Source organism: Nocardia sp. CS682, from assembly GCF_004634405.1.
GTDB lineage: Bacteria > Actinomycetota > Actinomycetes > Mycobacteriales > Mycobacteriaceae > Nocardia > Nocardia ninae.
Genome location: NZ_CP029710.1, coordinates 7,676,763 through 7,701,733 on the forward strand (window position 1 = coordinate 7,676,763; position 24,971 = coordinate 7,701,733).

The following is a 24,971-nucleotide window of genomic DNA, read 5'->3' on the forward strand; positions in this document are numbered from 1 at the left end:
CCCCGCCACTGCCGCCCGCCACAACGACGTCCATGTGCGTCATACCTTCTGGAACCGTACAAGTGAGGGTGCCGCTGGTGGAAGTATTCGATTCACAAGGCTTGTCAGCGGCAGCCGCCGACGCGGAGAAACATACGGGTATCGAGGCCACGACAGCTAGGGCCATTACCGGCGTGACACCTCGGGCCATGACCCGTAACCGATATGAATCAACGGTCCGGGAACCAGTAGTACTAATAACAAACCTCCTATAGTCGAGAACCGATGTGGAGAACTCACGCACGTTGAGGGCGAAGAACGACAACGGAACGCCAACGAGGGAAGGAGGAATATTTAGATCGCCTAGATTCCTAGGCTACTCAACCGGCCCGGCATTGACCGCATCTCTGTAAGCGTGTCGATCGTCTTCACTCCTCGACACTCAGCTACGTCACATGGAGACCTTTCTTCTGTAGACCCGCCTGAATGTGGAGGGCACAGGCGTCAAAGGGCTGGTACACAGTCTCTCGCCGAACAACAGGGCCGCACTCGACCTCGCAGTCGGTTGAGGGGACAGCCCCCTGACAAGCATTCGATGCCGATCAGGGCGAGGATGGGTTCTCGGCTTCACAAACCAGCGATATGGACTTCGCCCCACGCACGATGATCGGTATGTGCGAACGTCCTGAGCCGCAGCGGATCTCTACCGTGCGGCCGTGCACTCAGCGGCCAGATCGCGCGTTTTGGATGGCCAATGGCTCGGGGATCTGTCCCCTCCTGATATGCGGCTGGACTCGTCCTGCGCGTGTCGGCGAGATACGCGCCCGATCGGGCTGCGCCGACTACCTCGCCGACGCGTCGGATGCCGACCGGTAGGGGGTTGATCGTGTACGTTGACCGCGTCTTGATGGACCGGAGAGGGTGATCGACTCGAGAGGAAGTGTGCATGTACGTTGCCGGTGTGAAAGGGCGGTGGCTGGCACGGATAGCGGCGAGTGCGATCGGCGTCGGCATAGTGACTGCCGCCGGTGAGCCGCCGGCGTTTGCCGACACAATCGTGTGTGACCGCAGGGTCTGCGTCGGCATCGATCGTAGTGGGACGAACGTCATGCAGGTGACCACGTACACAACGCAAGGTGGCGATTTCTTCGGCCACTTCTACATATCTTCTAGCGACGATTCCTTTATGAGCACCACCGTCACCGACGAAATGAGCTTCAGCAACAAGATCTCTACGCCCGTCGGGATGAAGTTCAATACTGGCACGCTGCTGTGCGTCGAAGGCCATGAACAAGTCAAAGGTGGCACGATCATTCGTGGCCGCCCCTGCCTACGGATCAGCTGAGCTCGCGCGGCATTGGACCTATAAAGGTCGGCTATTTTGCCAACCAGTACAGATGTTTTGGAGACGTTGACGGCCAACCGATCAGTGGATGCCGTCAACGCGATCGGTTCGCGCTGAATGCGGCATTTACGCGCGTTGAGAAGCCCTCACTACCAACCGATCTGGACGCTCGACCAATGCGCGGCACGCGGCATTTCAGTGCGTTCGACGGGCCGGGATGGTCTCGGCCCGTCGACTTTCAGGGACGCCATGTGGCCGATCCGAACAGCGCGCCTTGCGGCGAATGAGCGCCTCTGGCTATGGCGAGTGATATATAGACCAGCCTATGAGCTAGGGCCGAATCTGTCCTAGCTGGTTCCTACGGTGGGTGTCACACAGATGATCACCAGCAGTTAGCCAACCACTAGCGTTAAGGCTGTTCCACTGCCGGTCCGCTCGCTCAGGAAAGGATCGACGATCATGGGCATCTCCGAAGCCGCCGACCGCGCCGACACTTTCGTCGCGCACAAGTTCGACGAGCACATCGTGGATCTCGGGGAGATCCGCATGAACTATGTCGCCGAGGGCGACTCCACCGCACCGCCGCTGCTGCTGATCCCCGCCCAGGGCGAATCCTGGTGGGGATACGAGGCCGCCATCGGATTGCTGGCATCGCAGTTCCGTGTATTCGCGATCGACCTGCGCGGGCAGGGCCGCTCCACCTGGACACCCGGCCGCTACACCCTCAACACCTGGGGCGGCGACGTCGAGCGGTTCATCGACCTCGTAATCGGCCGCCCGACCCTGGTCGCGGGCAACTCCTCCGGCGGCATCATCGCCGCCTGGCTGGCCGCCTACGCCAAGTCCGGACTCATCCGTGGCGCCTACTTGGAGGATCCGCCGCTGTTCGCCTCGCAGGCGGCCCCACCCTACGGTCCCGGCATGATGCAGACCCTCGGGCCGATCTTCGTGTTATGGGCGAAATGGCTCGGCCCGCAATGGTCGATCGGGGACTGGGATGGCATGGTCGAGGCCGCGCCCCGCGAGCTGCCCGAGTTCCTACACCCTGGTATCGGGTTCATGATGGGCGACGGCACCAGCGACCGCGCCGCGGCCACCCCGCCGCAACATCTAAAGGAATACGACCCGGAATGGGGCCGTGCATGGGCCACCGACACCGCCAACTCCGGCTGCGACCACGCCACCATGCTGTCGCAGAACAAGGTCCCCACCCTGCTCACCCACCATTTCCACATGACCGACCCCGACACCGGCCAACTCATGGGCGCGATGACCGACATCCAGGCCAAGCAGGCCCGCCGTCTGCTCGAATCCACCGGACAGTCGGTCACCTACACCCTGCTCGACGCCCCGCACACCATGCACGAGCCCGAGCCCGAGCTCTACATCAAGGTCCTCACCGAATGGGCCGCCACCGTCGACTGACCAACCCCGATTCCAGGGCATTTTCCACATCCGGAATGCCCTGGAATCGGCAGATCCGTGCGTTAGGACGACCGCGGCCGACCGGTCCGAACAGCCTTTTAAGCGGCAGAAAAGTACGCTCTCGGCAGATCTGCGGGTCGTCAGCACGGCGCGGCGCCAAGTGTGAATAGATCCGTGATCGGCTCCGTAGCCGCCCACCCATCGAACATCGGCTTACGAGATGTCGATTCCGGACCGCTGCGTCCGTTCGCCGAACCACCGACCACCCACCCCGACACGTTGTCCGACGTCACAACGAACAAGTTCTCATCCTGCCCCAGATCTCGACCGACAACCTCGAGGGCGGTCGCGTACACCTCACCATCGGTCACCACGGCAATGGTGATGCCTCTCAACAAGTTCGGCAGGCACACGAAGTCGGCCGGCTTGAACAGGATCTCGATACGTGGGTCGCCTGCGGAGCCTTTCCAACTACGCAGCAGCAGTCCGGAATGTCCTACCCCCAGCGCCGGACCTCGAAGGTACGTGTGCTCGCGAAGACATCCATGAAGAGATCGTCGCATTGTCTGATTTCACCGCTGATGCCGCGGGCCGACCACGCTACTTCCACGCCGTGCAATCGGCAATACCGCGCGTTGGTCGGCGCGCGCTCTGCGGCAATCTTCACCGCTTGAAGTCTGCGCCGTTCCGTGCAGATGCACCAGTTCATATGTGCCGCAAGGATCTAGAGCACGGAAACTATGGTGAGAGCGAGTCCTATCGCCGCTATCGACAGGTGGAGCGACTCCCACAGAACATGGATCCGAACCTTTCTGCTGATCGGATTGCGATCGTCGTGGTCGGCTTCCACCTGCCGAACGGTATCTACTAGACCAAGCTCAGGAAGCAACGCATCGAGCCGGGACCGCATTGCGCACTCCTGGCGGTAGTGGAACAAGAACCGTTCGTAGAATTTCGCTGTCGCCAGTGCGCCATACAGTCCGATGCCGAGTAGGGGGAGTGTTATGACCAGAGCGGATGGCCGCAGGCCACGTTGCGACAAGAAGCCTAGACCGGCGGCTGACAGCACGAGAATCATGTTGGAGAGCACAGATCTCTGTGTCTCGGAATGCATCGCTTGAGCTCGCTCCGACTCCATCTGCTTGAGCAGAACATCTGCCACGTCAGCCATAGCCCGGACCCCTTTCTGAAAGTCATCCAGGCCCATCAAGCGCCCGAGCGGCCGATCCTGTCCAGCCCCTACGCGTGTGGCGCTTTTGCGTCCCTGCCCGCTCGGTACATGCGTCCGCCGTCCGAGCCAACTTTCCGTTTCTAGAGGCCGTCTGATCCAGCGCTCATCGGCATGTGCGCGCGTTCACGAGATCGCCTGTCGCCCAACCGAACCGCGCCCAGCGGCACGAGCGTGCGTGCGGTACGGCCACGATGACTGCACTCATCCGTCAGGCATCAGCACGGTGGATACGATCCGTCTGGTCCGGTCTGGCGTGGCTTCGTTGCCGGCGAATCGGGGCAGCAGTTCGCCCAGCGCGGTGACGAACTCGGTGAATTCCGCATCGGAGAGCAACACCGCGGATTGACGGAACGCGATGCCGCCGCGCTTGGGCGCGATCTCTTCGCGGGACAGATAACGGTCCAGGTCGCCGGCCAATCCCGCGACGAACACGGTGAACATCGCGAGTAGCTGCAGACGAAGGCGACGGTGTCCGTCACAGCCCCGGCTCCTGCTTGGCTCGAGGCTGCTGACAGCCACCCTGGTCGTCAGTGTGGCTCCGCAGACCAGGTGTCGCCGAGCATGGAGCTGAGGGCGACACGCCGGTCTGCGGCGAGCACTCAGGGCAGTACGGCGCAGGCAGGGCCGAGATTGATGCCGGTTCCGACGTTCATTGCATTGCGGGGGAGGTAGATATCGAAGTCGTCACCGTCCGCGAGTTCGAGGACGACGATCTTGTGCGGACCCTTCCGGTCGGGGGTCCACGTGGTGCGCGCGGCTCCGGACGCATCCGCAACCAATTCATACGGCTGGAATTGCTTGTAGTCCGCGGTGTTCGGGTCGTCGCCGATCTGGTCGAGCACGACCACCTCCTTGCCGGGGTCGGTGATCACGGTGACCGCGTAGGAGCAGCCGGTGCCGCGGGCGTCCGCCGAGCTGCCGAAGCTCTGTCCATTCTCGACGCGGACGCTCGTGACGGTTGCCCCCGCCTGCGGTGCGGCGAACGCGATCGCTGCGGCCAGTACGCTGAGCGTCGCCACGGCGGTGGCGGCTGCCCTGTTGGATCTATGCATGTTGAATTGCTTTCTCTAGCAATGGATTCCCCCGTTTGGAGTTGAGGCGAACTATACAGGCGACCGGCAGGTCCGGGGTCGGCCTCGAGTCCTGTTGAACAGAGATACCGATGGTTATCGTCGCTTCGCTGCCTCGTCGCGTACTTCGGGGTCGGGATCGGTGGTCAAGCGGGCCAATAAGCGGCGGGCCTCGGCGCCGCGATAGTTGTGCAGTGCGTACGCGAGGGCGTAGCGGACTTCGGAATTGGCGTGGTCGATGAGGTGAGCGATGTCGCTGACGTCGCCGCGGCTGCGACTGCCGAGACCGTAGAGGGCGAGGATCAGGTCGTCTTCGTTGTCCGCGTTTCGTAACTGTTCCAGCAGTTGAGGTTTCGTTGGTTCCGGGTCTTCGGTGGCGAACCGGCGGCGCAGGTCGGCGGACTTGAATTCGCCGCGGCCCAGGCAGGCGGGGCAGACGCAGGGACGGCGGCCGTGGGCGTCCGGATGGTAGCGCCATCCCGTCACCTGGCCTACGTGCCGGACCCGGTGGAGTTCGGTGGGGGCGATGGAACGGGGTACGACGACCTGGTAGCCGCGGGCGTCCTCGGCGTGCATGATCAGCGAAACAGCTTCGGCGGCGGTCATTTCCGTGCCGGCGTCGGAGTAGTGACCGACGAGGACCGGTTCGTCGTCGGGTATCCGGAAATGTACTGCGATGAACAGCCGCTGACCGCCGCGCCGTAGCTCGCGTAACCATTGATGCGACAGCACATACGAGGCAAGCATCGGCATGCAGAAGACGCCGCGCTCGAAGCCGGGCGCGGTGATGCCCGCTCGGCGGATTCGCCGAGCGTTCTTCTCCGGTGTCAGGTGTACTAGCAGGGCCACAGCGCAAACCATAGATCGGTGGCTGTGAGGACCTCCAGTGGCGGGCGGGTCTCGTTGTGCCACAACCAAATGTTCACCCGTTGTTCGCCGTCGACTCGCGGAGTTTGGCGTCGCATGAAAACATCTGTGCCAGTTGACTATCGGAATGCGGATGGCAGCAGCGCCGCTTCGTCCCAAGGCTTAAGAATTCGGAGATCAGATGCTGTTCTGGGCAACCATCGTAGGCGCCGCACTCCTCGTACTGCTGTTACTCGGCGCGGCGGCACGAGCAATGGATCCGCGTGGCCAGAAGGAGCGGCGGCGCAATTCGAGTGCCGGCCCGCGCCGGCCCGTGCTGCAACAGAGTTGGCCGCAGGCCGGTCGCCCGGGTTCGCGCCGCTAGGGTTTCGCCGCAACCGCGCCGGGCGGGCTTCGCGGAAAGCGTGGCCCGCTCGGTTGCGGCGTTCCTCTGGCTGGAGTGTCCTCGAGGCCTTGGCGACGAGCTCACCCGCATCGCCGCGGACGCCGACCGGCGGCTCGCCTTCCTAGCGAACTTATCCGATCACCAGACGAGCATAGATCGCGGAAGCATCGCCCAATTCAGGTGCGGCGCATGAACGCTATTGTGTAGTAAACGTTTTCGATGTTTCTCTCGACCACGCTCACCAGCTCCCAACCCTGCGATTCGAGCAGTTCGATGCCGTTGACCAGGTGCACGACCGGTTCGAAGATCGCGCGCTGGTAGTCGGCGGAGCCGAGCAGGAAGCCGCCGGTCTGCGGGGAGCTCAGCACGAGGTGCCTGCGTGGATAGGACCGCAGATCCACCATGCCGTTCAACACGGCGATCACATCGAAAATAGGCCCGGGCGCAGGAGCGTTCACGCCACCATCGTCCCGCATGCCCGGACGCTATCGATCACGGCCCGCTGCTGGGCAAGGCTGGCCGACGAGACCCGGGTGCGCTGGGTCAGCCGGCGAATACCTGGGAGTCGTCGGCGAAGGCCTTGAACTCCAAGGCATTACCCGCGGGGTCGAGCAGGAACATCGTCCACTGCTCGCCGGGCTGTCCTTCGAACCGCACGTATGGCTCGATCACGAACTGGGTGCCTGCGGCTCGAAGGCGCTCGGCGAGCTGATGGAACTGCGGGATCGGCAGGATCAGGCCGAAGTGGGGGACCGGTACGTCATGGCCGTCGACCGGGTTGTGGATCCGCTGCGGGCGGTCCGGTGCGAGGTGGGTGACGAATTGGTGGCCGTGCAGATTCCAGTCCACCCAGGTCTCCGCGCTGCGCCCCTGGGGCAGGCCGAGCACCGCGCCGTAGAAATGGCGCGCGGCGTCGAGGTCGTCGACCGGCATCGCCAAATGAAATCTCGGAATCGGAGAGTCGAGAGCGGTCATGCGACAACCCTATTCGGCGCGACGCGGATCAGGGCCGTACCGGCTACTTCGGTTCGAGCACGAACACCGGGATCAGCCGGTCGGTCTTCTCCTGATACTCGGCGTAGGGCGGGTAGGCGGCTACCGCTCGCTCCCACCACTCGGCTCGCTCAGGGCCCTCGACCTCACGCGCGACGTAGTCCTTCGTCACGGTGCCGTCTTGCAACGGGAACTCCGGGTACGCCTTGATGTTGTAGTACCAGGTGGGGTGCTCGGGGGCGCCGCCCTTGGACGCCACCACCGCGTACTTGCCGTCGTGCTCGACGCGCATCACGGGGGTATAGCGCAGCTTGCCGGTCTTCGCGCCGCGCAGGGTCAGCAACACCACCGGCGACCCGAGCACATCGATGCCCTCGGTGGTCCCGGTCTCGAGGATCTGCTTCGTCTGGTCCTGCACCCAATCGGTGGGGCTGAGTTCTGCGGATTCGTTGGCCATGACCAGGCCAACAATACTTGTGTCCGCCTTATTCCCGCGCCGACATACGACGAGGACGCACGCTCCTGTCGTACCCCTGCGAGACCATGGCGCTATCGGAAAGGAGATAACTGCCATGACCGATGAGCACGCAACAGGCATCCAGGCATGGCTCGCCGGACTCGACGAAAACCAGCGGGGTCGCGCTGAGGCGCTTGTAGCAGTGGTCAGTGCTGCGGACCCGCGCCTTCAGCAGGCTGTGAAGTGGGGTCGCATCACCTTCACCATCGACAACAGCTGGCACGACTGGCTGTGCGCGATCGCGGCCGCCAAGAAGGGCGTACGACTCGTCTTTCACAAGGGCGCACTACTGAACGACCCCGCCGGGCTTCTGAGCGGGTCGGCACGCTACGTCCGTGAGCTCACGGTGGAGCAGGCCCTCGAGTCTCCCGCGGCGGTCGATGCCCTGATCCGCAGCGCTGTCGCCCACCAGACCGACCTGATCGAGTAGGTCGGCAGCGACCGAGATCCGCTCGAAACCGCATAGCGCGAATGAACCGCCAGAGACATTGCTGCCTTGGACGATTCGGTCGTTCAATGCTCGCGTAACCGCCACAGCGCCGATACCGGACCATGCCCCGCGCCGAGCGGGTAGGACGCCTTCAGGGAGCGGGTGGTCCATTCCTTCGCAAACGCGATGGCCGCGGGTACGTCGTAGCCGTGTGCGAGAGCGCAGGCGGTTGCGGTCGCCAAGGTGTCGCCCGCGCCGTGATCGTGGTCCGTGCCGACGCGAGGCGCGGACAACTCGTGGAATCGCTCCCCGTCGTAGAGCAGGTCACTGCTGAAGGCGGAGGAGCGCAGATGTCCGCCCTTCACGATCGTCCAGCGCTGGCCGAACTTGTGCAGGGCCTCGGCCGCCCGGCGCGCGCTGCGATCGTCGGTGACGTCGATGCCGACGAGTAACCGGACCTCGTCCAGATTGGGGGTCAGCACCGTGGCCAGCGGAATGAGCGTGTGCCGCAATGCATCCAAGGCGGAGTCGGGCAATAGTGGATCACCGTGTATCGAGGCCGAGACCGGATCGACCACCAACGGGATCGGCCCGTCCTGCCCGATGCCCACCTCGGTGCACACCTGCGCGACCGCTTCGATGGTGGCCTCGGTGGCCAGCATGCCGGTCTTGGCGGCACCGATTCCGATGTCGCTCACCACAACTCGCACCTGGTCGGCGACCGTCTGCGGCGGAATCACGTGAATGTCACTGACGCGCAATGAGTTCTGCACGGTGACCGCGGTGACCGCCACACAGGCATGTACGCCCAGCAGGGCCATGGAGCGGGAATCGGCTTGGACGCCTGCGCTGCCGCCGGAATCGGTCCCGCCGATGGTGAGCACGCGGACCGGGGTCTGACCATCGGGTGTCAGTGGCAAGTACACGGGCGCCAGTCAACACCATGGCGCCGCGGCACAGTCAAGGCGCTTCGCTGCCGGGTGATCGTGCCCGCCGTCCCGCGGCGGTCGGTGCGCCCGGTATCGTCCGCTCAGGTCATGATGGCAGGCGATATCGGTAAAGCGGCGCCCACTTGGGATCACCCACGTGGGTCGGCAGCGGTGCGCGTGCTCGTCGAGGTCGGGGTGGCGCACGGGATGTCGGCGACCACCTGCCTGATCGGCAGCGGGCTTCGATCCGAAGATCTCACCGACCCGACGACGGTGGTGCAGGCCGCGCAGGAATTGTCGGTGGCACGCAACCTCATTCGGGAGCTGGGCGACCGGCCCGGCCTCGGCGCGGAGGCAGGCAGCAGGCACACCATCGGCAGCCTCGGCGTCTGGGGCTACGCGATGATGTCGAGCCCGACGCTGCGTGACGCCATCCTGCTCGGCATCCGCTATGTCGAACTGTCCTTCGCGTTCGTGCGGGTACGGCTGGTGGAGGCAGACCGCGAGGTCGCGGTGGTCTGCGACGACGCGGACATCCCCGTCGATGTCCGCGCGTTCTTCGTCGAACGTGAGCTGGTCAAGATCGCTCATTTGGTCCCGATCGCGCTGGGACCGAGCGTCGGTGTGCGGGTCGAAACCGGATTGACCGGAGCGCGAGCCGACGCCGTGCGGTCGCGGATCGGCGATATCGAGCTGCGGTCGGGCTGTCGGCACCATCGCATCGTGCTGGATCGCGATGTGCTCGACCTGCCGCTGCCGAACGCGGACCCGCTGGTCACCAGCGAGTTGGAGCGCGAATGCCTGCGCCTGCTGGACCTGCGGCGCGGGCGTGGTGCGTTGGCCGCTCGGGTGCGCGCGCTGTTGCTCGCCGACCTCGACTCCGCGCCGGGGATGGACCTGATCGCTGCCCGGCTGCACGTCGACCCGCGGACGCTGCGGCGCAACCTGGCGGCTGAGGGCACCTCGTTTCGGGAACTGGCCGACGAGGTGCGCGCGGCGCTCGCGGCAGAGCTGCTCGGCACCGGGCTGCCCGTGGCCGCGGTCGCCACCCGGCTGGGCTTTCACGACGCCGCCGGATTCTCCCGGGCTTACCGCAGGTGGACCGGGCAGACGCCGGGTCGCGCTCGACGGCTGCCCGGTTGAGTGAGGACATGCACGACGTTGCCCGGCTGACTGAAGGCGCGGCCGACGCCTGCCCGGCTGACTGAAGACGCTGCCCGGTTGACTGAGGACGCGCTCGACGCTGCCAGGCTGACTGAAGGCGAGCCCGACGCCTGCCTGCTGATCGGATCGAACGCTGAATGTCCGAAACGGACAACAACCTTGTCCGCCACGGACCTGGGGCGTGTGCGGTCGCGTTCCTATCGTTGCGAACATGACCGGATCAACACCGACGGTAGCCATTATCGGCGCGGGCTTCGGCGGGCTTGCCGCCGCTATCGAGCTGGGCCGCAATGGCATTCACAGCTATCGCGTCTTCGAGCGGGGCGACTCGGCGGGCGGGGTGTGGCGAGCCAACACCTATCCGGGCGCGGCCTGCGACGTGCCGTCTCCGGCCTACTGTTTCTCCTATGAGCTCGAGACCGAATGGTCGGCGCGCTACGGCTCGCAGCCCGAGATTCACCGATACCTGCAGCGCTGCGCGGACAAGTACGGGGTCACGCCCAAGATCAGCTTCGATACCGAGGTCACGGCGGCGGCGTTCGTGGACGGGCGTTGGCGGCTGACGTTCGCCGACGGCGACAGTCAGGAATTCGACGCGCTGATCTGTGCCACCGGCCAACTGTCCAGGCCGAAGATTCCGGAGCTGCCGGGGCTGGACACCTTCGCGGGCAACCAGTTCCATTCGGCCGAGTGGGATCATTCGGTACAGCTGAGCGGCAAGCGGGTCGCCGTGGTCGGTAGTGGCGCCAGTGCCGTGCAACTGGTGCCCGCGATCGTCGACGAGGTGGCCGAACTGCATGTGGTGCAGCGGTCGCCGTACTGGGTCGGCAACAAGTACAACCATCGCGGTGACGGACTGATGCATCGGCTGGTGCACCGGATCCCCGGCCTGGCCCGCCTGCAGCACAATGCCGAATGGCTGTGGTACGAACTGCGAGTCCCGATGATCTTCAACCGCGCCGACCCGCTGCGCCACATCTACCATGCGCTGTTGCGGGCCAAGATCCGCCGGGAGATCCGAGATCCGCTGCTGCGCAAGATGGTTACGCCGCACTACAAGGTCGGCTGCAATCGCGTTCTGCTGTCCAATGATTGGTATCCGGCGCTGGATCGTTCGCATGTCGGCGTGTACGCGGAGGGCGTCCAGCAGGTAGGTCCGGGTGGACTCGTCTTGACCGACGGCACCGAGATCGATGTGGACGTCATCGTCTGGTGCACCGGCTTCACGCCGAACGAGTATCTGGCGCCGATCGAGATCACCGGGCGCGACGGCCGGGCGCTGCACACCGAATGGAAGGACGGACCGCAGGCCTATCTCGGCATATGCGCGGCCGGCTACCCGAACCTGTTCATGATGTACGGGCCCAACACCGGCTCGCTCACCAACACCATCACCTTCCTGCTGGAGAAGCAGGCCCGCTACATCCGGTTGGCGCTGCAACATCTCGAGCGCGCCGGCGGATGGTTGGACGTGCGACCCGAGGTGCAGGAGCGGTTCAACGAGAAGCTCCAGAAGCGTGCGCACGCAACGGTATTCACCTCCGGGTGCCCGGGGTGGTACCACACCGACTCCGGCAAGGTTTTCGCCGTGTGGCCCGGTTCGCATGTCGCATATGCCAAGGCGACGCGCGAGTTGGTTCTCGCCGACTACGAGCAGGCGGCTGGATAGCGTTGCAGGCCGGCCGAATCGAGCTACTCGGGTTGCGTGACGGCGTCGAAGTGTTCGCGCAGTGCGTCGACCACTGCGGTCAGCACGCGATGCGCGGCGAGCAGGTCGGCGTCGGGGAACTCCGCCATGGCCGCGCGGGTGCGTTGACCGAGTGGGATGAAGAAGTTTTCGGCGGCCGCCCGGCCCGGTTCGTCGTGATACAGGATCACCCGGCGCCGGTCACCTTCGTCGGTGCCGCGACGAAGATGGCCGGATTCGATCATCCGCTCGACCAGGTAGGTAACCGCGGCCGAGGACATCCCCATCAACTTGCCCAGCTGACCCGGGCTGAGCGGGCGGCCCGCGAATTCGGCGGTCGCGACGTGCAGTAGCGCACGGAAATCGTTGGGCCGCAGGTTGTTCGACCGGGCGAAGACATGACCGAGCTGCTCGGAGATGGCGGTCAGTGCGCGCAGGTCGGCACCGATCTCGGTCTCCAGCCGCGCGCGCTCGTCCGCTGGAGCTGCGCGTTCTGCTGTGCTGTCGCCTTCGATCACGCAGGTCAGCTTAACCTCCAGAACTCTCTCACTTGTTTAATAGTTAAGAATCTGAGATAGTTCTTCGAGTGAGCATCTGGGATCGGTATGCAGCTGTGGTCACCGCTCGATGGTCGTGGGTTCTGCTGGTGGTTCTCATGGCTGTTGCCGGGCTGTTGATCGCAGGCGTCGGTGGGAACGACGCGTCGGGAGAATCACCGAGGTCGCTGCCGGACACTGCGGAATCGGCCCGCATCGAGCAGGTGTTGGCGCAGTTCCCCGACTCGCGGGTGGCCCCGGTGATCGTGGTGGTCAGTCGCGCCGACGGTGCGGTCCTCGGTGAACCCGACCGTGCCGCGGCGGCCGCGGCGGTCACGCGTGCGGCGGGATCCGAGCCGAGTCTCGCGAGGGCACCCGACGGGGCGGCGGTGCTTGCCCAGGTCCCGGTGTCCACGGACCTGAGCGGAACCGCGCTGACCGAGGAGATCGACCGGTTGCGGCAGGCTGCCGCCGATGGCCTTCCTGGAGAGCTGGTGCTGCAAGTCACCGGCGGTCCCGCCTTCGCGGCGGACATCTCCGATTCGTTCTCCGGTGCGAACACGACCCTGCTGGCGGTCACCGCCGTGGTCGTCGCGTTGTTGCTGATACTGACCTATCGATCGCCGGTGCTGTGGCTGGTACCGCTGCTGATCATCGGTGCGGCGGATCGAGCGGCCACCGGTGCCGGCACCGGAGTGGCCCGGCTGACCGGACTGACTTTCGACGGCTCCACCGCAGGCATCACCAGCGTGCTGGTATTCGGTGCGGGCACCAATTACGCACTGCTGCTCGTCTCCCGATACCGCGACGAACTGCATCACGAGCAGGACCATCGGCTGGCATTGCGCCGCGCGGTAGGTCGCGCCGGACCGGCGATTCTGGCGAGCAATCTGACTGTGGTCATGGCACTGCTGGTGTTGTTGCTGGGGTCGGTCCCGAGCACTAGAAGCCTCGGCGCCCTGGCCGCGGCCGGGCTGCTGGTGGCATTGTTGTTCGTGCTGGTCGGCCTGCCTGCGGCTTTGGCGCTGGGTGGGCGAAATGTGTTCTGGCCCTTCGTGCCTCGTCCGGATGGTCGGGACGCCGCCGAGCAGGGGATCTGGCACACCATCGCCACCTGGGTGGTCGGCAGGCCGGTGCGCGTGACGGTGGCCGCGTCCGCGCTGCTCGGGGTCTGCGCGGCCGGGCTGTGGACGGTAGACATCGGTTTGTCGCAGACCGAACAGTTTCGGGTACGGGCCGAGTCGGTAGCCGGATTCGATACGCTCGCAGCACATTTCCCGTCCGGCGCGGCCGACCCAACCGTGGTGGTTGCCGCGACGGCGCTCGCCCCGCGCGTCGAAGAAGCGCTCACAGCCCGGCCCGGCGTGGTGCGGGCGACCGGCACCGGCACCTCGCCCGCTGGCGTGACACGGTGGGCGGTGGTTCTCGATGCCGAGCCCGGATCCGACCGTGCGTTCGCCGTGATCGAGGCGATACGGTCGGATTTGGGTCGAGTGGTCGGCGCGGATGCGCTGGTCGGCGGCGGCGACGCAGAGGCGTTGGATATCCGAAACGCCGCGAGCCGGGACCGGCTGGTGATCATTCCGCTTGTTCTTCTCGTCGTGTGCTTGATCCTGCTCGCGCTACTACGTGCGGTACCCGCGGCGCTGCTCCTGGTCGGTGTGACGGTGGCGAGTGCGCTGGCCGCGCTCGGCCTGGGCAGTTGGATGAGCGTGCACGTGTTCGGCTTTCCCGCGATCGATACGAATGTGCCGCTGTTCGCTTTTCTTTTCCTGGTCGCACTGGGCGTCGACTACACGATCTTCCTGGTGACCCGAGCCAAGGAGGAGACGCCGGGGCACGGCGTCACGCGGGGCATCGTCCGCGCGGTGTCCTCGACCGGCGCCGTGATCACCAGCGCCGGAGTGGTGCTCGCCGCGGTGTTCTGCGTGCTCGGGGTGCTGCCGCTGATCACCTTGACCCAGCTCGGCATCGTGGTCGGCCTCGGCATCATGCTCGACACGCTGGTGGTGCGCACAGTGATCATTCCGGCGATGTTCCGGTTGGTCGGCCCGCGGATCTGGTGGCCGAGCCCGTTGGCCGGAGTCGATGAGCCAGGAGTATCCGAAGTTCGAGAGCGTCCGGCGGATCGGGAATCAGTCCATACCCGATGACAACGGCGAGTGGTTGCCGCGTCGACACGAACGACGGTGACAGGACGGAGTGATGATGAAAAGCACGACGGGTCGAGCAGATTCGACCGGCAGCCGATTCACGTCTTCGCCGTACGGTACCGGTGTGCAAGTCGGCGGGGGAGCGGTAGTGCTACTGCTCGTCGTGGCCGCAGCGGCCACCGGGAACCTGGCGGCCCAGTCGTCGGCCGAGCAGTACAACCAGTTGGACCAGCCGGGATGGGCCCCACCCTCGTGGGTGTTCGGGCCGGTGTGGACCTTGCTGTACGCGTTGATGGCGTTGTCGGCGTGGTGGATCTGGCGGGGCGAGCCGTGGCAGCGAGTTCGGTGGGCGCTGGCCATGTTCGTCGGCCAGCTGGTGCTCAACGCGCTGTGGACGCCGTTGTTCTTCGGGGCGGATCTGCGCGGCCTCGCATTGGCGGAGATCCTGGTGCTGCTCGTCGCCATCATCGCGACCATGGCGATCTTCCGGCGGCACAGCAGGTTTGCCGCCGCCCTGCTGGTGCCCTATTTGATGTGGACCACCTTCGCGGCGGCGTTGAACTTCAGTGTCTGGCAATTGAACAACTGACCTCGGGTCCCCGCTCATCGGGGCCGCACAGGCTTCGAGGTGCGATTCGCTAGCGTTGGCGGATGGAACTGCGACAGTTGCGGTACTTCCTCGCCGTCGCCGAGGAACGGAATCTCACGCGCGCCGCGGAGGCAGTGGGGATCCGGCCGACGTCGTTGAGTCAGCAGATCATCGCGCTCGAACGGGAGCTCGGTGCGGCGTTGTTCGTGCGTAGTTCGGCGGGGATGACGCCGACGCAGGCCGGTGCGCGGCTGGTGGGGCATGCCCGGACGGTGGTGGAGTCGGCGCGACGGGCGCGGGAGTCGATCCAGCAGCGTTCGGGATTGCGGCTGGCCGTGACACCCGGCGCGCCACCGTGGTGTGCGTCGGCATTGTGGCGTGCGGCCGGTGAATTGGTGCCCGAGGTCGCGGACATGCAGACCGCCGAGCAGCTGACTCGGCTGCGCGACGGTGCGCTCGATGCCGGTGTGTTGCTGTTGCCTGCCGACTTGCCGGGTTTGCAGGCGGTCACGATCGAGGACACCGAACTGGGCGTCGTGGTGGCGCGGGACCATCGGCTGGCCGACCGAAAGGTGGTGCGGTGGGACGATCTCGACGGCTGCTCCTTGTCGTGGTTCGCGCGTTCGTGGGCGCCGGGCTACTACGACGCGATTCGCGAGACGTGGCTTCGGGCGGGTTGGCATCCAGTGACTGTGCGGGAAAGTGCGCCGCGCAGGGTACTTTTCGGTGCCGAACTCGCACACGGCGGGGATATCGTCGCGCTACGACCGGCCTGGGATGTGCGGCCGGATGACGGGTTGGTTTGGTTGCCGTTCGCCGCCGACGCTCCACGGATCCGGTATGCCCTGGTATGGAATGCCGCCGATTCCGCTGCCGCTCGATACCGTTCGATCGCCGCTGACCTGGTGGCTACGGCAACGCCGCACACGCATGCGGTGCTGCCTCGTGGACAGGGTCGCCGGTGATCGGTTCTGCTGGAAGCGGATAGGGCCACATCGAGTCATCGGTGCGGCCGAAATCGGCTGAGGAGAGGTTGGCGAATGGCGCTCACCGCATGGGGATTCATCTACACCGCGAGCGGCAGTGACCCGGACCGGGAGACGGTCGTCGAAACACCCAGCTGCCGTTCGGTTTTCGTCGGCGTGGATCATCCGGAGCAGGCTGTGGCCGTGGCGCGCCGCCTCGTCGCCGGTGGTGCTCAGCTGATCGAATTGTGTGGTGGGTTCGGGCCGGTATGGACCGCGCGGGTGATCGAGGCTGTGCAGGGCGCGGTTCCGGTGGGTTCGGTCGCCTACGGAACCGAGGCCATCGATCAGGTACACGCGATCTTCGCGTGACCCGCTGCCGAGACTCGCTCAGCGCATTCAGGAAGGTGGCGGCACCGGGTCGGGTGCCGCCACCGCGAAATTGATTCAGTCGGCCTGGCTGTTCGGCTGCTTCGGCAGGAAGAACATCACGGCCCACATCACTGCCAAGGCGCCGCCGACCCACCACAGCACGCCGGTGAACGCGCCGCGGTTGACCGCGCTGTCAGGTGCTTCGCCGGTGGCGGCGAAGAACACCGGGCCGGTCAGTGCGATACCGAAGGCATAGCCCAGCTGAAGCGCGGTGTTGAACAGGCCGGAGGCCGAACCGGCGCTTTCGCGCGGAACCTTCGCCAGCGTCAGGTCGGCGATCGGTCCGCCGATCATGCCGAGGCCGAACCCCAGCAGCAGAACGGGCACCGTCATCGCGAGCAGGGTTACCTCGGCCTGCCCGCTGTTCAGCTGCAGCGCGTAAGCCACGATCGCGGCGAGGGCGACCAGAGCGCCGGTTTGCGGCAGGCGACGCGCGAAGCGTCCAGCGGTCTTCGTCGCGGTCATCGCACCGGCCAACTCGCCGAGGGCGAGCGTCACGAAGGCCAGCGCTGCCATCAGCGGGCTCATGCCGAGGCCATGCTGGAGGTACAGGCTCCAGGTCACGAAGAACAGCCCACACAGCACGGCCAGTGTCAGCTGCGTGGACAGACCGCCGGAGAACTGTTTGCTCTTGAACAGCGACAGGGCCACCAGCGGAGCATCGTTCTTACGGCGTTGTTGGTGGCGAAGGAAGACGCCGAGCACGAGCAGACCGCCAACGAGCATGGCGAAGCACCACAGCGGCCAGCCGTGGGCGTGGCCCTCGGTGAGCGGGAAGACGATCAGCACCATCGCGATCGCGGACAGCAGCACGCCGAGCAGGTCGAGACGGTCGGCCGCCGCCTCGGTCGACTCGGCGATGAACTTGCGTCCAAGGATGATCACGGCGAGTCCGATCGGCACGTTGATCAAGAAGATCGGCCGCCAGGACAACCCGAACAGGTCTGCCTCGGTGAGCACGCCGCCGAGCACCGGACCCGCGACGTTGCCCATCGCCAGGATGGCTCCGTAGAGGCCGAAGGCCCTGCTGCGGGTTTCGCCGTCGAAGGTGACGTGCAGGGTGGCCAGGACCTGCGGGATCATCACCGCGGCGGCCCCGCCTTGGAGCACGCGGGCGGCGATCAGCATGCCAGGGTCGACCGCGATGCCGCACAGCAGCGAGGCCAGGGTGAACCCGACGGTGCCAAGGAGGAAGACCTTGCGGCGGCCGTAGATGTCGCCGAGCCTGCCACCGGTGATCAGTCCGAGCGCGAAGGTCAGCGCGTAGCCCGCGGTCAGCCACTGCACCACGGCCGGCCCGGTGCCGAGTGACTGCTGGAGCGTAGGCACCGCCGTCAGGACGATCGAATCGTCCAGGATGTTCATGAGTTCGCCGGTCAGCAAGACCGCGAGAGCGATCCTGGCCGCCGTCGTCATCTTCGACGCCGTGCCGGATGCGGCATGGGTTGCGGGCAACGGGGTGTGCTCGGGTTCCTTGTCGAGCGCATTGGAATTCATGGCAGGACTCCTGGTCCAGGAATAGGGGAGCTCGCCGTGACCACACCAAGGCCGTACAACACGAAACCCGGGGCAGTCGGCAGAGCTGCACCCGGGTCTTCTGGGGGATGGGTGACACAACTCAGGCCAGTGCGACGTCCGCCCCTTTGTACGTTCGAAGAATCAGAACGTGGGGGAAATGCGGACGACTACATGGCCTGGGATATAAGTCACCACCTCGAATCCTCTACAGAAGGAACAGAAAGTCTGAGCTGCCGTCGAAGGGATCTTCGGGACAGGATCTCATCCACAATACGACAGCCCTCGGTCCCTACGCACGTCATAGTGGTGTCCGCCACCACCTGGTTCAACCAGGGAACGGCACTGCCGCCCTGAACGGTTGACCGGGATCTAGACGACCTTGGCGGCGATCAGCAGGCTCCAGATCTCACCCTGGTCGACGACCTCGACACCGAGCTTCTCCGCCTTGGTCAGCTTGCTCTCGCCGACTCCCGCACCGGTGATCAGCATGTCGGTGCTCGCCGATACCGAGGACGCCGCCGTCGCTCCCGCCTTCTCACACAGGCGCTGAAACGTTGGGCGAGCGACCTTTTCGCCGGACCGCGGGTCGCTGATCGCACCGGTGATCACCACCGTCTTGCCGGCCAGCGGCGCGCCGGCCGCGATGACCGGTGGCAGGTCCTCCTCGCGCACGTCCAGTGATACGCCCGCCTGTCGGAGCCGCTCCAGTTCCGGGCGCAGCCGGGTGAGGTGCACGACCAGGGAGGCGGCGACCTTCGGTCCGATGTCCTCCACCGCGACGAGCCGTTCCTCGCCCGCGTCGGCGACCTCCTCGAGGGAGCCGAAGCCCGCGCGGGCCAGGCGCGCGGCAGTGCCGTCGGAGGCCATCGGGATCGCCAGGCCGATCAGCGCGCGGCGCAGGCCGACTCGGCGGCTGGCATCGATCGATTCGATCATGCGCGCGGCCGAGACCTCGCCGATGCGGTCGAACTCGAGCAGACGCTCCTTGGTCAGCGTGTAAAAGTCAGCGGGACTCTCCAGGATGCCCGCCTCGGCGAGGCGTTCGATCCACTTCTGCCCGATGGCGTCGATGTCGGCCGCCGCCCGCGAGGCCCAATGGATCAACCTGCGCACCGTCTGCGCGGGACAGGAGACGTTGGTGCAGAACAGCTCCCGGCTGTTGCCTTGCTCGGTCACCGGCTGCTCGCAGGAGGGGCAGACCGTGGGCGGCACGATCTCCTGCTCCTCGCCGGTGCGTTTGGCAGCGTCGAGCACGCCCGCCACGAACGGGATCACGTCGCCGGCGCGGCGCACCAACACCGTGTCACCGACCTTGATGTCGCGGGCGCGGATGACCTCCTGGTTGGCCAGCGTGGCCTTCGTGACCGTCGTGCCGCCGACGAACACCGGCTCCAGCCACGCGACCGGGACGATCTTGCCGGTCTTGCCGACGTCCCAGATCACCTCGCGCAGCAGCGTGGTCTTCTCCTCGGCGGCGAACTTGAACGCGAGCGCGCCACGCGGGGAGTTCGACCGAGTTCCGGCCGCCGCGTAAGCCGCTCGGTCGGCCAGTCGCAGTACCGCGCCGTCGAGGTCGTAGTCCAGCTCGTTGCGGCCCTGCTCGATCGCGGTGATCGCCGCCTGCGCCTGCTCGGCGTCGGCACAGTGCCGCATCTGCGCGCCGGCGATGCCCAGCGCGCGTAACCCCTCCTCGAGGTCGACCGCAGCGCCGCCGTCGGAGGTATCCAAGTCGAAGCCGAAGAACCGCAGGCGGCGTTCGGCGACCGTGGCCGGGTCCTTCGCGCGCAGCGTGCCCGCCGCGGCGTTGCGTGGGTTGATCAGCGGCTTGTCCGGATGCGCGGTGTTGTAGGCGACGAAGGTCGAACGCAGCATCACCGCCTCGCCACGGACTTCCACTCGACCCGAGGCGTCGATGTGCTCCGGAATACCGTCGACCAGCGCACGGACCAGCATGGTCACGTCGTCACCGGTGGTGCCGTCGCCGCGGGTCACCGCCCGCGCCAGCCGCCCGTCCTCGAAGACCAGGGCCAGCGACAATCCGTCGAGCTTCGGCATCACCACCACCGACTGACCGGGGAAGCGGTCGAAGAACGCCGCCACCTGTTCGGGCTTGGTCGCCTTCTCGAGTGACAGCATCGGACGCGAATGCCGGATCGGGGCGTGCAGCACCGCGGGCGCGCCGACCTGCTCCAGCGGATTCGGGTCCGGCGTGAGCTCGGGGTGCGCCTCGATCAGGCCGCGTAGCTCGTCCTCAATCACGTCGTACTCGGCGTCCGCGACCAGCGGCGACCCCTGGTAATAGGCATCGCGCAGCGCCACAATGCGATCCGCGAGCTCTTGGATACGTTCACCGATTTCCACAGTCCCTGACGCTACCGATACCTACCGACAACCGCGCGAACGACGCCACTCGGCGCGCTCGATCCGGGTTGGGCAGGGTCGAGGACGCAGGGCCGGCACCGCCCACGGCAGAATGGTGCGGTGCAGATCGGGATGCTTGGACCGCTCGAGATCCGAGAAGAAGATGGCGGATTGATCGAGATACCAGGTGCTCGATTGCGGACGCTGATGGTTGCCCTCGCGCTCGAACCCGGGCGCGTGGTTCCGAAATCGACCCTGGTCGATTGGATTTGGGGCGAGCAGCTGCCCGCCGACGCGGCGAATTCCTTGCAGGCGTTGGTGTCCCGGCTGCGGCGGGTGCTGCCGGAGGGGGCGCTGGACGGGCAGCCGGGCGGTTACCGATTGGCGGTGGAGCCGCGCGCTGTCGACGCGATCCGGTTCGAACAGCTGCTCGACCAGGCGCGCGGCGCGGAGGACGCGCACCAGGCCAAGCTGTTGCGGGAGGCTTTCGGGCTGTGGCGTGGTGCGCCGATGCAGGACGTCGGCGTGCAGGACAGCGGCGCGGCCGACGCGGTGGTGACGCGCCTGGAAGGGCTGCGCCTCGCCGCGCTGGAGGACTGCTACGAAGCGGAGATCCGGCTCGGACGGGGTACCGAACTGATCACCGAGCTCACCGAACTGGTCGCCCGGTATCCGGTGCGAGAAAGGCTCGTCGCCGCGTTGATGCGGGCTCTTGGTGCCGCAGGTCGCAGCAATGAGGCTCTCGGCGTGTACCAGCGGGCACGGGAAACCCTCGCCGACGAACTGGGCGTCGACCCGTCGGCGGAGCTGGCCGCACTGCACGTCGCGCTGTTGCGCGGCGAGTTCGGTGCACAGGACCACGATCGCAAGACGAACCTGCGGGCCGAGTTGACCACCTTCGTCGGCAAATACGGCGACGTCGCCGCGGTGCGCGAACTCGTCGCGCAGCACCGGCTCACCACGCTGACCGGGCCCGGCGGCTCCGGAAAAACCCGGCTGGCTGTGGAAACCGCGCGGACCCTGCTCGACGATCTGCCGGAAGGCGCCTGGCTGGTGGAACTGGCGTCCGTCGGCGCGAACGGTGACGTGGCGCAATCGGCGCTCGCCGCGCTCGGGCTCCGCGACGCGCTGCTCGGCGGCGCACCGGACGCGGAACCGATAGACCGGCTGATCGCCGCGATCCGCGAGCGCGAAACGCTGTTGATCCTGGACAACTGTGAGCACCTGATCGAGTCCGCGGCGGCGTTCGCCCACCGGATGCTCGGCGAGTGTCGCCGGTTGCGCATTCTGGCAACGAGCAGGGAACCGCTCGGCATCACGGGTGAGGCGCTCTGGCAGGTCGTGCCGCTGGCGCTGCCCGCCGAGGACGCGGATCCCGGTGCGATCGAGTCCTCCCCGGCGGTTCAGCTGCTGCGCGACCGGGCCGGCGCGGTGCGGACAGACCTCGCGGCCGACGCGAACGCATTGGCGACCATGGCGCGCGTCTGCCGCGCGCTGGATGGAATTCCCCTGGCGATCGAGTTGGCCGCAGCACGGTTGCGCACCATGTCCCTCGATCAGCTCGCCAACCGCCTCGATGATCGGTTCCGCCTGCTGACCGGCGGTAGCCGTACTGCGCTGCCGCACCATCGGACGTTGCGTGCGGTGGTCGACTGGAGCTGGGAGCTGCTCACCGACGCCGAACGGTTGGTGTTGCGCAGGCTCGCGGTGTTCGCCGGCGGCGCGAGTCTGGAAGCGGCCGAACAGGTTTGCGCGGGCGACGAGGCGGTCGAGCGGTGGGAGGTGCTCGATCTGCTCACCGCGCTGATCGAGAAATCGCTGCTGGTCGTCGCCGGGGACAGCGGTCCGCGCTATCGGATGCTCGACACGATCAAGCAGTACGCCGCGGACCGGCTCGTGGAGTCGGGGGAGGCGGACGCGGCGCGCCAGGCGCATCTCGCGTACTTCACCGGGCTCGCCGACACCGCCGAGTCGCATCTGCGCCGCGCCGAGCAGTTGACGTGGCTCGCCACGCTCGAGGTCGAGCACCACAACCTCGCTGTCGCGATGCGGGGTGCGCTCGCGGCCGGCGACGCGGCCGGGGCGATGCGGCTCGCGGCGGCGGCAGGCTGGTACTGGTGGCTCAGCGGGCACAAGGCCGAGGGCATGGAGCTGATCACCGCCGCCGCCGACCTACCGGGCGAGGTGGACGACGCGACCCGGGCGATGGTGTACGCGCTGGTCGTGCATTTCATGAGCTCTGGGCCGAGCGACGATAGCCAGGTGGAGGAATGGATCCACAAGGCCTACCGATTCAGTCGGAACAGTCAGGCCCGCAACCCGTTGCTGCGGTTCGTGGACGCGCTGGAACACATGCTGCAAGGACCGGATTCGCTGCTGCCCGCGTTCGAACCGCTGCTCACCGATGACGATCCCTGGGTGCGGGCGCTGGCCCGGCTGCAACTGGGCAAGATGCGGATCGTGCTCGGCCAGCCGGGGCGGGAGGCGGACGTCTATCTCGAGACCGCCCTAGCCGAGTTCCGAGCCATCGGTGAGCGCTGGGGCATGTCGTTCGCGCTGACCGAGCTGGCGAATCGGATCGCCATGCGCGGCGAATTCGCCGGTGCGTGTGCGCATCTCGACCAGGCGATCGCGGTCGTCACCGAGGTCGGGGCGATCGAGGACGTGCTGCTGATGCGGGCGCGGCAAGCTCAGCTCTACTGGCTGCTGGGGGATGCGGCGGCGAGCGCGACCGCGATGGCCGAGGCGCAGCGGTTCGCGGATCAGTCCGCTTGGCCGAACGCACTGGCCGAACTCGCCTTGGCGCGAGCGGAGTTGGCTCGTTGGCGTGGCGACAGGGTCGAGGCGTACCGGCAAATCGACGCCGCGACAACGTTATTGGGCAGCGATGCGGAGCAGGGGTATATCAGCGCGTTGATCCACAATATGCGCGGCTTCCTCGCTGACGATCTCGATGACGCCCGCGAGCTGCACGCGGCGGCCTTCGATGCGGCATCGGCTGCGGGATTCGCCCCGCTCATCGCCCAAATACTCGTTGGGATAGCAGATCTGGCGCTTCGCCACGAGCAGGACGAGCAGGCGGTGCGACTGCTCACCGCGAGTGCCGCGGTGCGCGGGCTGCCTGATCATTCCCAACCGGATGCGGTCCGGATCGAGCAGACAGCACGACGTCGCCTCGGCGAAGCACGCTTCACCGAGGCGACGGAGGATGGGGCACAAGCCGATTGGCGCGAACTGGTCGCAACTACGCTTGCTCGCTGAGAGTGGTTTGCCCGCCGCAGAACACCTCCTGGACGAGGAGCTTCGTCGCTTCCTGGAACGGCGCGGCCAGTGACAGGTCGGGGTCGTCCACGTAGTTCAGCGCGGCGGTCAGGGTCTTGCTGCCGTCGGGCGTGCTGTACATGAGCGCGGCGTGGCCCGAGATGCCGCCGTTGTGCGTGATCACGGTGCCGCCGCAGCCGGTGTCCTGCACGAACACGCCAAGGCCGTAGCCGACTTTGGGATGCGGCGTGCACATCTCGGCCAGTAGGGGCGCGGGCAGCAGCTCGCCGGTCACCAGGGCGGAGATGAACGTCTGCAAGTCCTGGGTCGTGGAGATCATGTCACCGCCGCTGGAGATCCAGGACGGGTTCTGGCTGGTGACGTCGACCGTCTGCTGTTCGCCGCCGTCCGCGTAGCGGTAGTAGGCGTGGGCGTGTGGCTCGGGGATCTCCGACTCGGTGGTCGGCGCGACGGTGTCGTGCAGCTCGAGCGGTCCCAGGATCAGCCGCTGCATTTCCTCGGCGTACGAGCGACCGGTGACCTGCTCGATCAGGAGCCTGGCCAGCACGTAGTTGGTGTTGGCGTAGCTCCAATCCGTTCCGGGTTCGAACCGGGCCGGCTTGGACAAGGCCAGGTGTACCAGCTCCTCGGGGCGGTAGGTCTTGAAACGGTTGTCGACCCACTCCTTGCCGGACCAGGCGATGCCCGGCACGAACGTACCGTCCTCGAGTAGCTCGCCGGTGAAGTTGAAGACTCCGCTGGTGTGCTGCAACAGCATTCGCACCGTGATCCGGGGGTCCAGCTCGAACTCCGGGAGGTAGTCGACCGCCACGGTGTCGAGGTCGATCTTGCCTTCGGCCACCAACTGCAGGACCAGGGTCGCGATGAAAGTCTTTGTGTTGCTGCCGATTCGGATGTGGCCGTTGGTCGGCGGCTGCGCGGTTCCGCCCAGTTCGCGCACGCCGCCGCTGCCGAGCCACTCGCCCTGCTCGTCGTGTACGCGCAACTCGACACCGGTGAAACCGGAGTCGACCATCTGCTGGATGAGCTTCTGGAGTTCCGGACGGTCCTGCGCGATGGCTGGGATGTTCATTGCTCTGCTTCTCTCTGCTGCGTGTCGGGCGAAGGGGTGTA

The 24,971-nt window shown here is 66.2% G+C and carries 22 protein-coding genes; 10 read left to right on the forward strand and 12 right to left on the reverse strand.

Translation table 11 applies throughout. The annotated features are described in order from the left end of the window. Window positions 1-925: 925 nt before the first annotated feature. Together DMB37_RS34800 and DMB37_RS34805 are read left to right on the forward strand one after the other, a co-directional pair. Entirely contained in the window at window positions 926-1,324 is a 399-nt protein-coding gene (locus tag DMB37_RS34800; RefSeq protein ID WP_135236312.1) for a hypothetical protein, read from the forward strand. A 459-nt stretch (window positions 1,325-1,783) separates the two neighbouring features. Next, window positions 1,784-2,749, forward strand: a complete 966-nt coding sequence (locus tag DMB37_RS34805) for an alpha/beta hydrolase (RefSeq protein WP_135236313.1) — start codon at window positions 1,784-1,786, stop codon at window positions 2,747-2,749. A 724-nt stretch (window positions 2,750-3,473) separates the two neighbouring features. On the opposite strand, the gene DMB37_RS34810 is transcribed toward DMB37_RS34805, so the two are convergent. From DMB37_RS34810 to DMB37_RS34840, 7 genes are all read right to left on the reverse strand, one after another. Continuing rightward, window positions 3,474-3,920, reverse strand: a complete 447-nt coding sequence (locus DMB37_RS34810) for a hypothetical protein (RefSeq protein ID WP_135236314.1) — start codon at window positions 3,918-3,920, stop codon at window positions 3,474-3,476. Between the two features lie 261 nt (window positions 3,921-4,181). Further along, window positions 4,182-4,412, reverse strand: a complete 231-nt coding sequence (locus DMB37_RS34815; RefSeq protein WP_135236315.1) for a hypothetical protein — start codon at window positions 4,410-4,412, stop codon at window positions 4,182-4,184. Between the two features lie 167 nt (window positions 4,413-4,579). Next, window positions 4,580-5,032, reverse strand: a complete 453-nt coding sequence (locus DMB37_RS34820) for a hypothetical protein (RefSeq protein WP_135236316.1) — start codon at window positions 5,030-5,032, stop codon at window positions 4,580-4,582. Between the two features lie 114 nt (window positions 5,033-5,146). Then, on the reverse strand, window positions 5,147-5,899 hold the full coding sequence (locus DMB37_RS34825) for a HEAT repeat domain-containing protein (RefSeq protein WP_167769025.1): 753 nt from the start codon (window positions 5,897-5,899) through the stop codon (window positions 5,147-5,149). A gap of 579 nt (window positions 5,900-6,478) precedes the next feature. Next, window positions 6,479-6,778, reverse strand: a complete 300-nt coding sequence (locus tag DMB37_RS34830; RefSeq protein ID WP_135236318.1) for a hypothetical protein — start codon at window positions 6,776-6,778, stop codon at window positions 6,479-6,481. A 67-nt stretch (window positions 6,779-6,845) separates the two neighbouring features. After that, window positions 6,846-7,277: a VOC family protein gene (locus DMB37_RS34835; protein WP_135236319.1), complete on the reverse strand. Its 432-nt coding sequence runs from the start codon at window positions 7,275-7,277 to the stop codon at window positions 6,846-6,848. A 43-nt stretch (window positions 7,278-7,320) separates the two neighbouring features. Further along, window positions 7,321-7,752 carry a nitroreductase family deazaflavin-dependent oxidoreductase gene (locus tag DMB37_RS34840; RefSeq protein ID WP_135236320.1) on the reverse strand — a complete coding sequence of 144 codons (432 nt, stop codon included), beginning with the start codon at window positions 7,750-7,752 and terminating at the stop codon, window positions 7,321-7,323. 115 nt (window positions 7,753-7,867) lie between these two features. On the opposite strand from DMB37_RS34840, the gene DMB37_RS40810 reads away from it, so the two are divergent. Next, window positions 7,868-8,242 carry a DUF1801 domain-containing protein gene (locus tag DMB37_RS40810; RefSeq protein WP_167769026.1) on the forward strand — a complete coding sequence of 125 codons (375 nt, stop codon included), beginning with the start codon at window positions 7,868-7,870 and terminating at the stop codon, window positions 8,240-8,242. An 83-nt stretch (window positions 8,243-8,325) separates the two neighbouring features. Here the strand turns inward: DMB37_RS40810 and thiD are convergent, their stop codons facing one another. Then, window positions 8,326-9,168 carry a bifunctional hydroxymethylpyrimidine kinase/phosphomethylpyrimidine kinase gene (gene thiD, locus DMB37_RS34850; RefSeq protein ID WP_135236322.1) on the reverse strand — a complete coding sequence of 281 codons (843 nt, stop codon included), beginning with the start codon at window positions 9,166-9,168 and terminating at the stop codon, window positions 8,326-8,328. Window positions 9,169-9,279: 111 nt separating this feature from the next. On the opposite strand from thiD, the gene DMB37_RS34855 reads away from it, so the two are divergent. Continuing rightward, on the forward strand, window positions 9,280-10,314 hold the full coding sequence (locus DMB37_RS34855) for an AraC family transcriptional regulator (protein ID WP_135236323.1): 1,035 nt from the start codon (window positions 9,280-9,282) through the stop codon (window positions 10,312-10,314). A gap of 232 nt (window positions 10,315-10,546) precedes the next feature. Then, complete coding sequence (locus DMB37_RS34860) at window positions 10,547-12,004, forward strand: NAD(P)/FAD-dependent oxidoreductase (RefSeq protein ID WP_135236324.1); 1,458 nt, start codon at window positions 10,547-10,549, stop codon at window positions 12,002-12,004. Window positions 12,005-12,027: 23 nt separating this feature from the next. Here DMB37_RS34860 and DMB37_RS34865 read toward each other — a convergent pair whose 3' ends face one another. Beyond that, a complete protein-coding gene (locus tag DMB37_RS34865) occupies window positions 12,028-12,537 on the reverse strand; it encodes a MarR family winged helix-turn-helix transcriptional regulator (protein ID WP_135238004.1) in 510 nt (169 codons plus the stop codon). A gap of 140 nt (window positions 12,538-12,677) precedes the next feature. On the opposite strand from DMB37_RS34865, the gene DMB37_RS34870 reads away from it, so the two are divergent. The 4 genes from DMB37_RS34870 (at window position 12,678) to DMB37_RS34885 (ending at window position 16,637) form a co-directional block, all read left to right on the forward strand. After that, complete coding sequence (locus tag DMB37_RS34870) at window positions 12,678-14,711, forward strand: MMPL family transporter (protein WP_135236325.1); 2,034 nt, start codon at window positions 12,678-12,680, stop codon at window positions 14,709-14,711. A gap of 148 nt (window positions 14,712-14,859) precedes the next feature. Further along, window positions 14,860-15,300 (forward strand): TspO/MBR family protein, encoded by a 441-nt coding sequence (locus DMB37_RS34875; protein ID WP_240771791.1) that lies wholly within the window; start codon window positions 14,860-14,862, stop codon window positions 15,298-15,300. Between the two features lie 62 nt (window positions 15,301-15,362). Further along, entirely contained in the window at window positions 15,363-16,265 is a 903-nt protein-coding gene (locus DMB37_RS34880; RefSeq protein ID WP_135236327.1) for a LysR family transcriptional regulator, read from the forward strand. Between the two features lie 75 nt (window positions 16,266-16,340). Further along, window positions 16,341-16,637, forward strand: coding sequence for a DUF6506 family protein (locus DMB37_RS34885; protein WP_135236328.1), 297 nt, complete (start codon window positions 16,341-16,343; stop codon window positions 16,635-16,637). Window positions 16,638-16,712: 75 nt separating this feature from the next. Here DMB37_RS34885 and DMB37_RS34890 read toward each other — a convergent pair whose 3' ends face one another. Beyond that, window positions 16,713-18,194, reverse strand: coding sequence for an MFS transporter (locus DMB37_RS34890; protein ID WP_135236329.1), 1,482 nt, complete (start codon window positions 18,192-18,194; stop codon window positions 16,713-16,715). Between the two features lie 390 nt (window positions 18,195-18,584). Then, entirely contained in the window at window positions 18,585-20,576 is a 1,992-nt protein-coding gene (gene ligA, locus DMB37_RS34895; protein ID WP_135236330.1) for an NAD-dependent DNA ligase LigA, read from the reverse strand. Window positions 20,577-20,747: 171 nt separating this feature from the next. On the opposite strand from ligA, the gene DMB37_RS34900 reads away from it, so the two are divergent. After that, complete coding sequence (locus DMB37_RS34900) at window positions 20,748-23,837, forward strand: BTAD domain-containing putative transcriptional regulator (RefSeq protein ID WP_240771792.1); 3,090 nt, start codon at window positions 20,748-20,750, stop codon at window positions 23,835-23,837. On the opposite strand, the gene DMB37_RS34905 is transcribed toward DMB37_RS34900, so the two are convergent. Then, a complete protein-coding gene (locus DMB37_RS34905) occupies window positions 23,821-24,930 on the reverse strand; it encodes a serine hydrolase (protein ID WP_135236332.1) in 1,110 nt (369 codons plus the stop codon). The genes DMB37_RS34900 and DMB37_RS34905 overlap by 17 nt on opposite strands. Window positions 24,931-24,971 lie beyond the last annotated feature (41 nt).

Excerpts from the sequence above, each read along its gene's own strand:
- DMB37_RS34800 (WP_135236312.1), top strand. The coding sequence starts at position 926 with ATGTACGTTGCCGGTGTGAAAGGGCGGTGGCTGGCACGGATAGCGGCG.
- DMB37_RS34805 (WP_135236313.1), top strand. The coding sequence starts at position 1,784 with ATGGGCATCTCCGAAGCCGCCGACCGCGCCGACACTTTCGTCGCGCAC.
- DMB37_RS34810 (WP_135236314.1), bottom strand. The coding sequence starts at position 3,920 with ATGGCTGACGTGGCAGATGTTCTGCTCAAGCAGATGGAGTCGGAGCGA.
- DMB37_RS34820 (WP_135236316.1), bottom strand. The coding sequence starts at position 5,032 with ATGCATAGATCCAACAGGGCAGCCGCCACCGCCGTGGCGACGCTCAGC.
- DMB37_RS34830 (WP_135236318.1), bottom strand. The coding sequence starts at position 6,778 with ATGCGGGACGATGGTGGCGTGAACGCTCCTGCGCCCGGGCCTATTTTC.
- DMB37_RS34835 (WP_135236319.1), bottom strand. The coding sequence starts at position 7,277 with ATGACCGCTCTCGACTCTCCGATTCCGAGATTTCATTTGGCGATGCCG.
- DMB37_RS34840 (WP_135236320.1), bottom strand. The coding sequence starts at position 7,752 with ATGGCCAACGAATCCGCAGAACTCAGCCCCACCGATTGGGTGCAGGAC.
- DMB37_RS40810 (WP_167769026.1), top strand. The coding sequence starts at position 7,868 with ATGACCGATGAGCACGCAACAGGCATCCAGGCATGGCTCGCCGGACTC.
- DMB37_RS34855 (WP_135236323.1), top strand. The coding sequence starts at position 9,280 with ATGATGGCAGGCGATATCGGTAAAGCGGCGCCCACTTGGGATCACCCA.
- DMB37_RS34860 (WP_135236324.1), top strand. The coding sequence starts at position 10,547 with ATGACCGGATCAACACCGACGGTAGCCATTATCGGCGCGGGCTTCGGC.
- DMB37_RS34870 (WP_135236325.1), top strand. The coding sequence starts at position 12,678 with ATGGCTGTTGCCGGGCTGTTGATCGCAGGCGTCGGTGGGAACGACGCG.
- DMB37_RS34880 (WP_135236327.1), top strand. The coding sequence starts at position 15,363 with ATGGAACTGCGACAGTTGCGGTACTTCCTCGCCGTCGCCGAGGAACGG.
- DMB37_RS34885 (WP_135236328.1), top strand. The coding sequence starts at position 16,341 with ATGGCGCTCACCGCATGGGGATTCATCTACACCGCGAGCGGCAGTGAC.
- DMB37_RS34890 (WP_135236329.1), bottom strand. The coding sequence starts at position 18,194 with ATGAATTCCAATGCGCTCGACAAGGAACCCGAGCACACCCCGTTGCCC.
- DMB37_RS34905 (WP_135236332.1), bottom strand. The coding sequence starts at position 24,930 with ATGAACATCCCAGCCATCGCGCAGGACCGTCCGGAACTCCAGAAGCTC.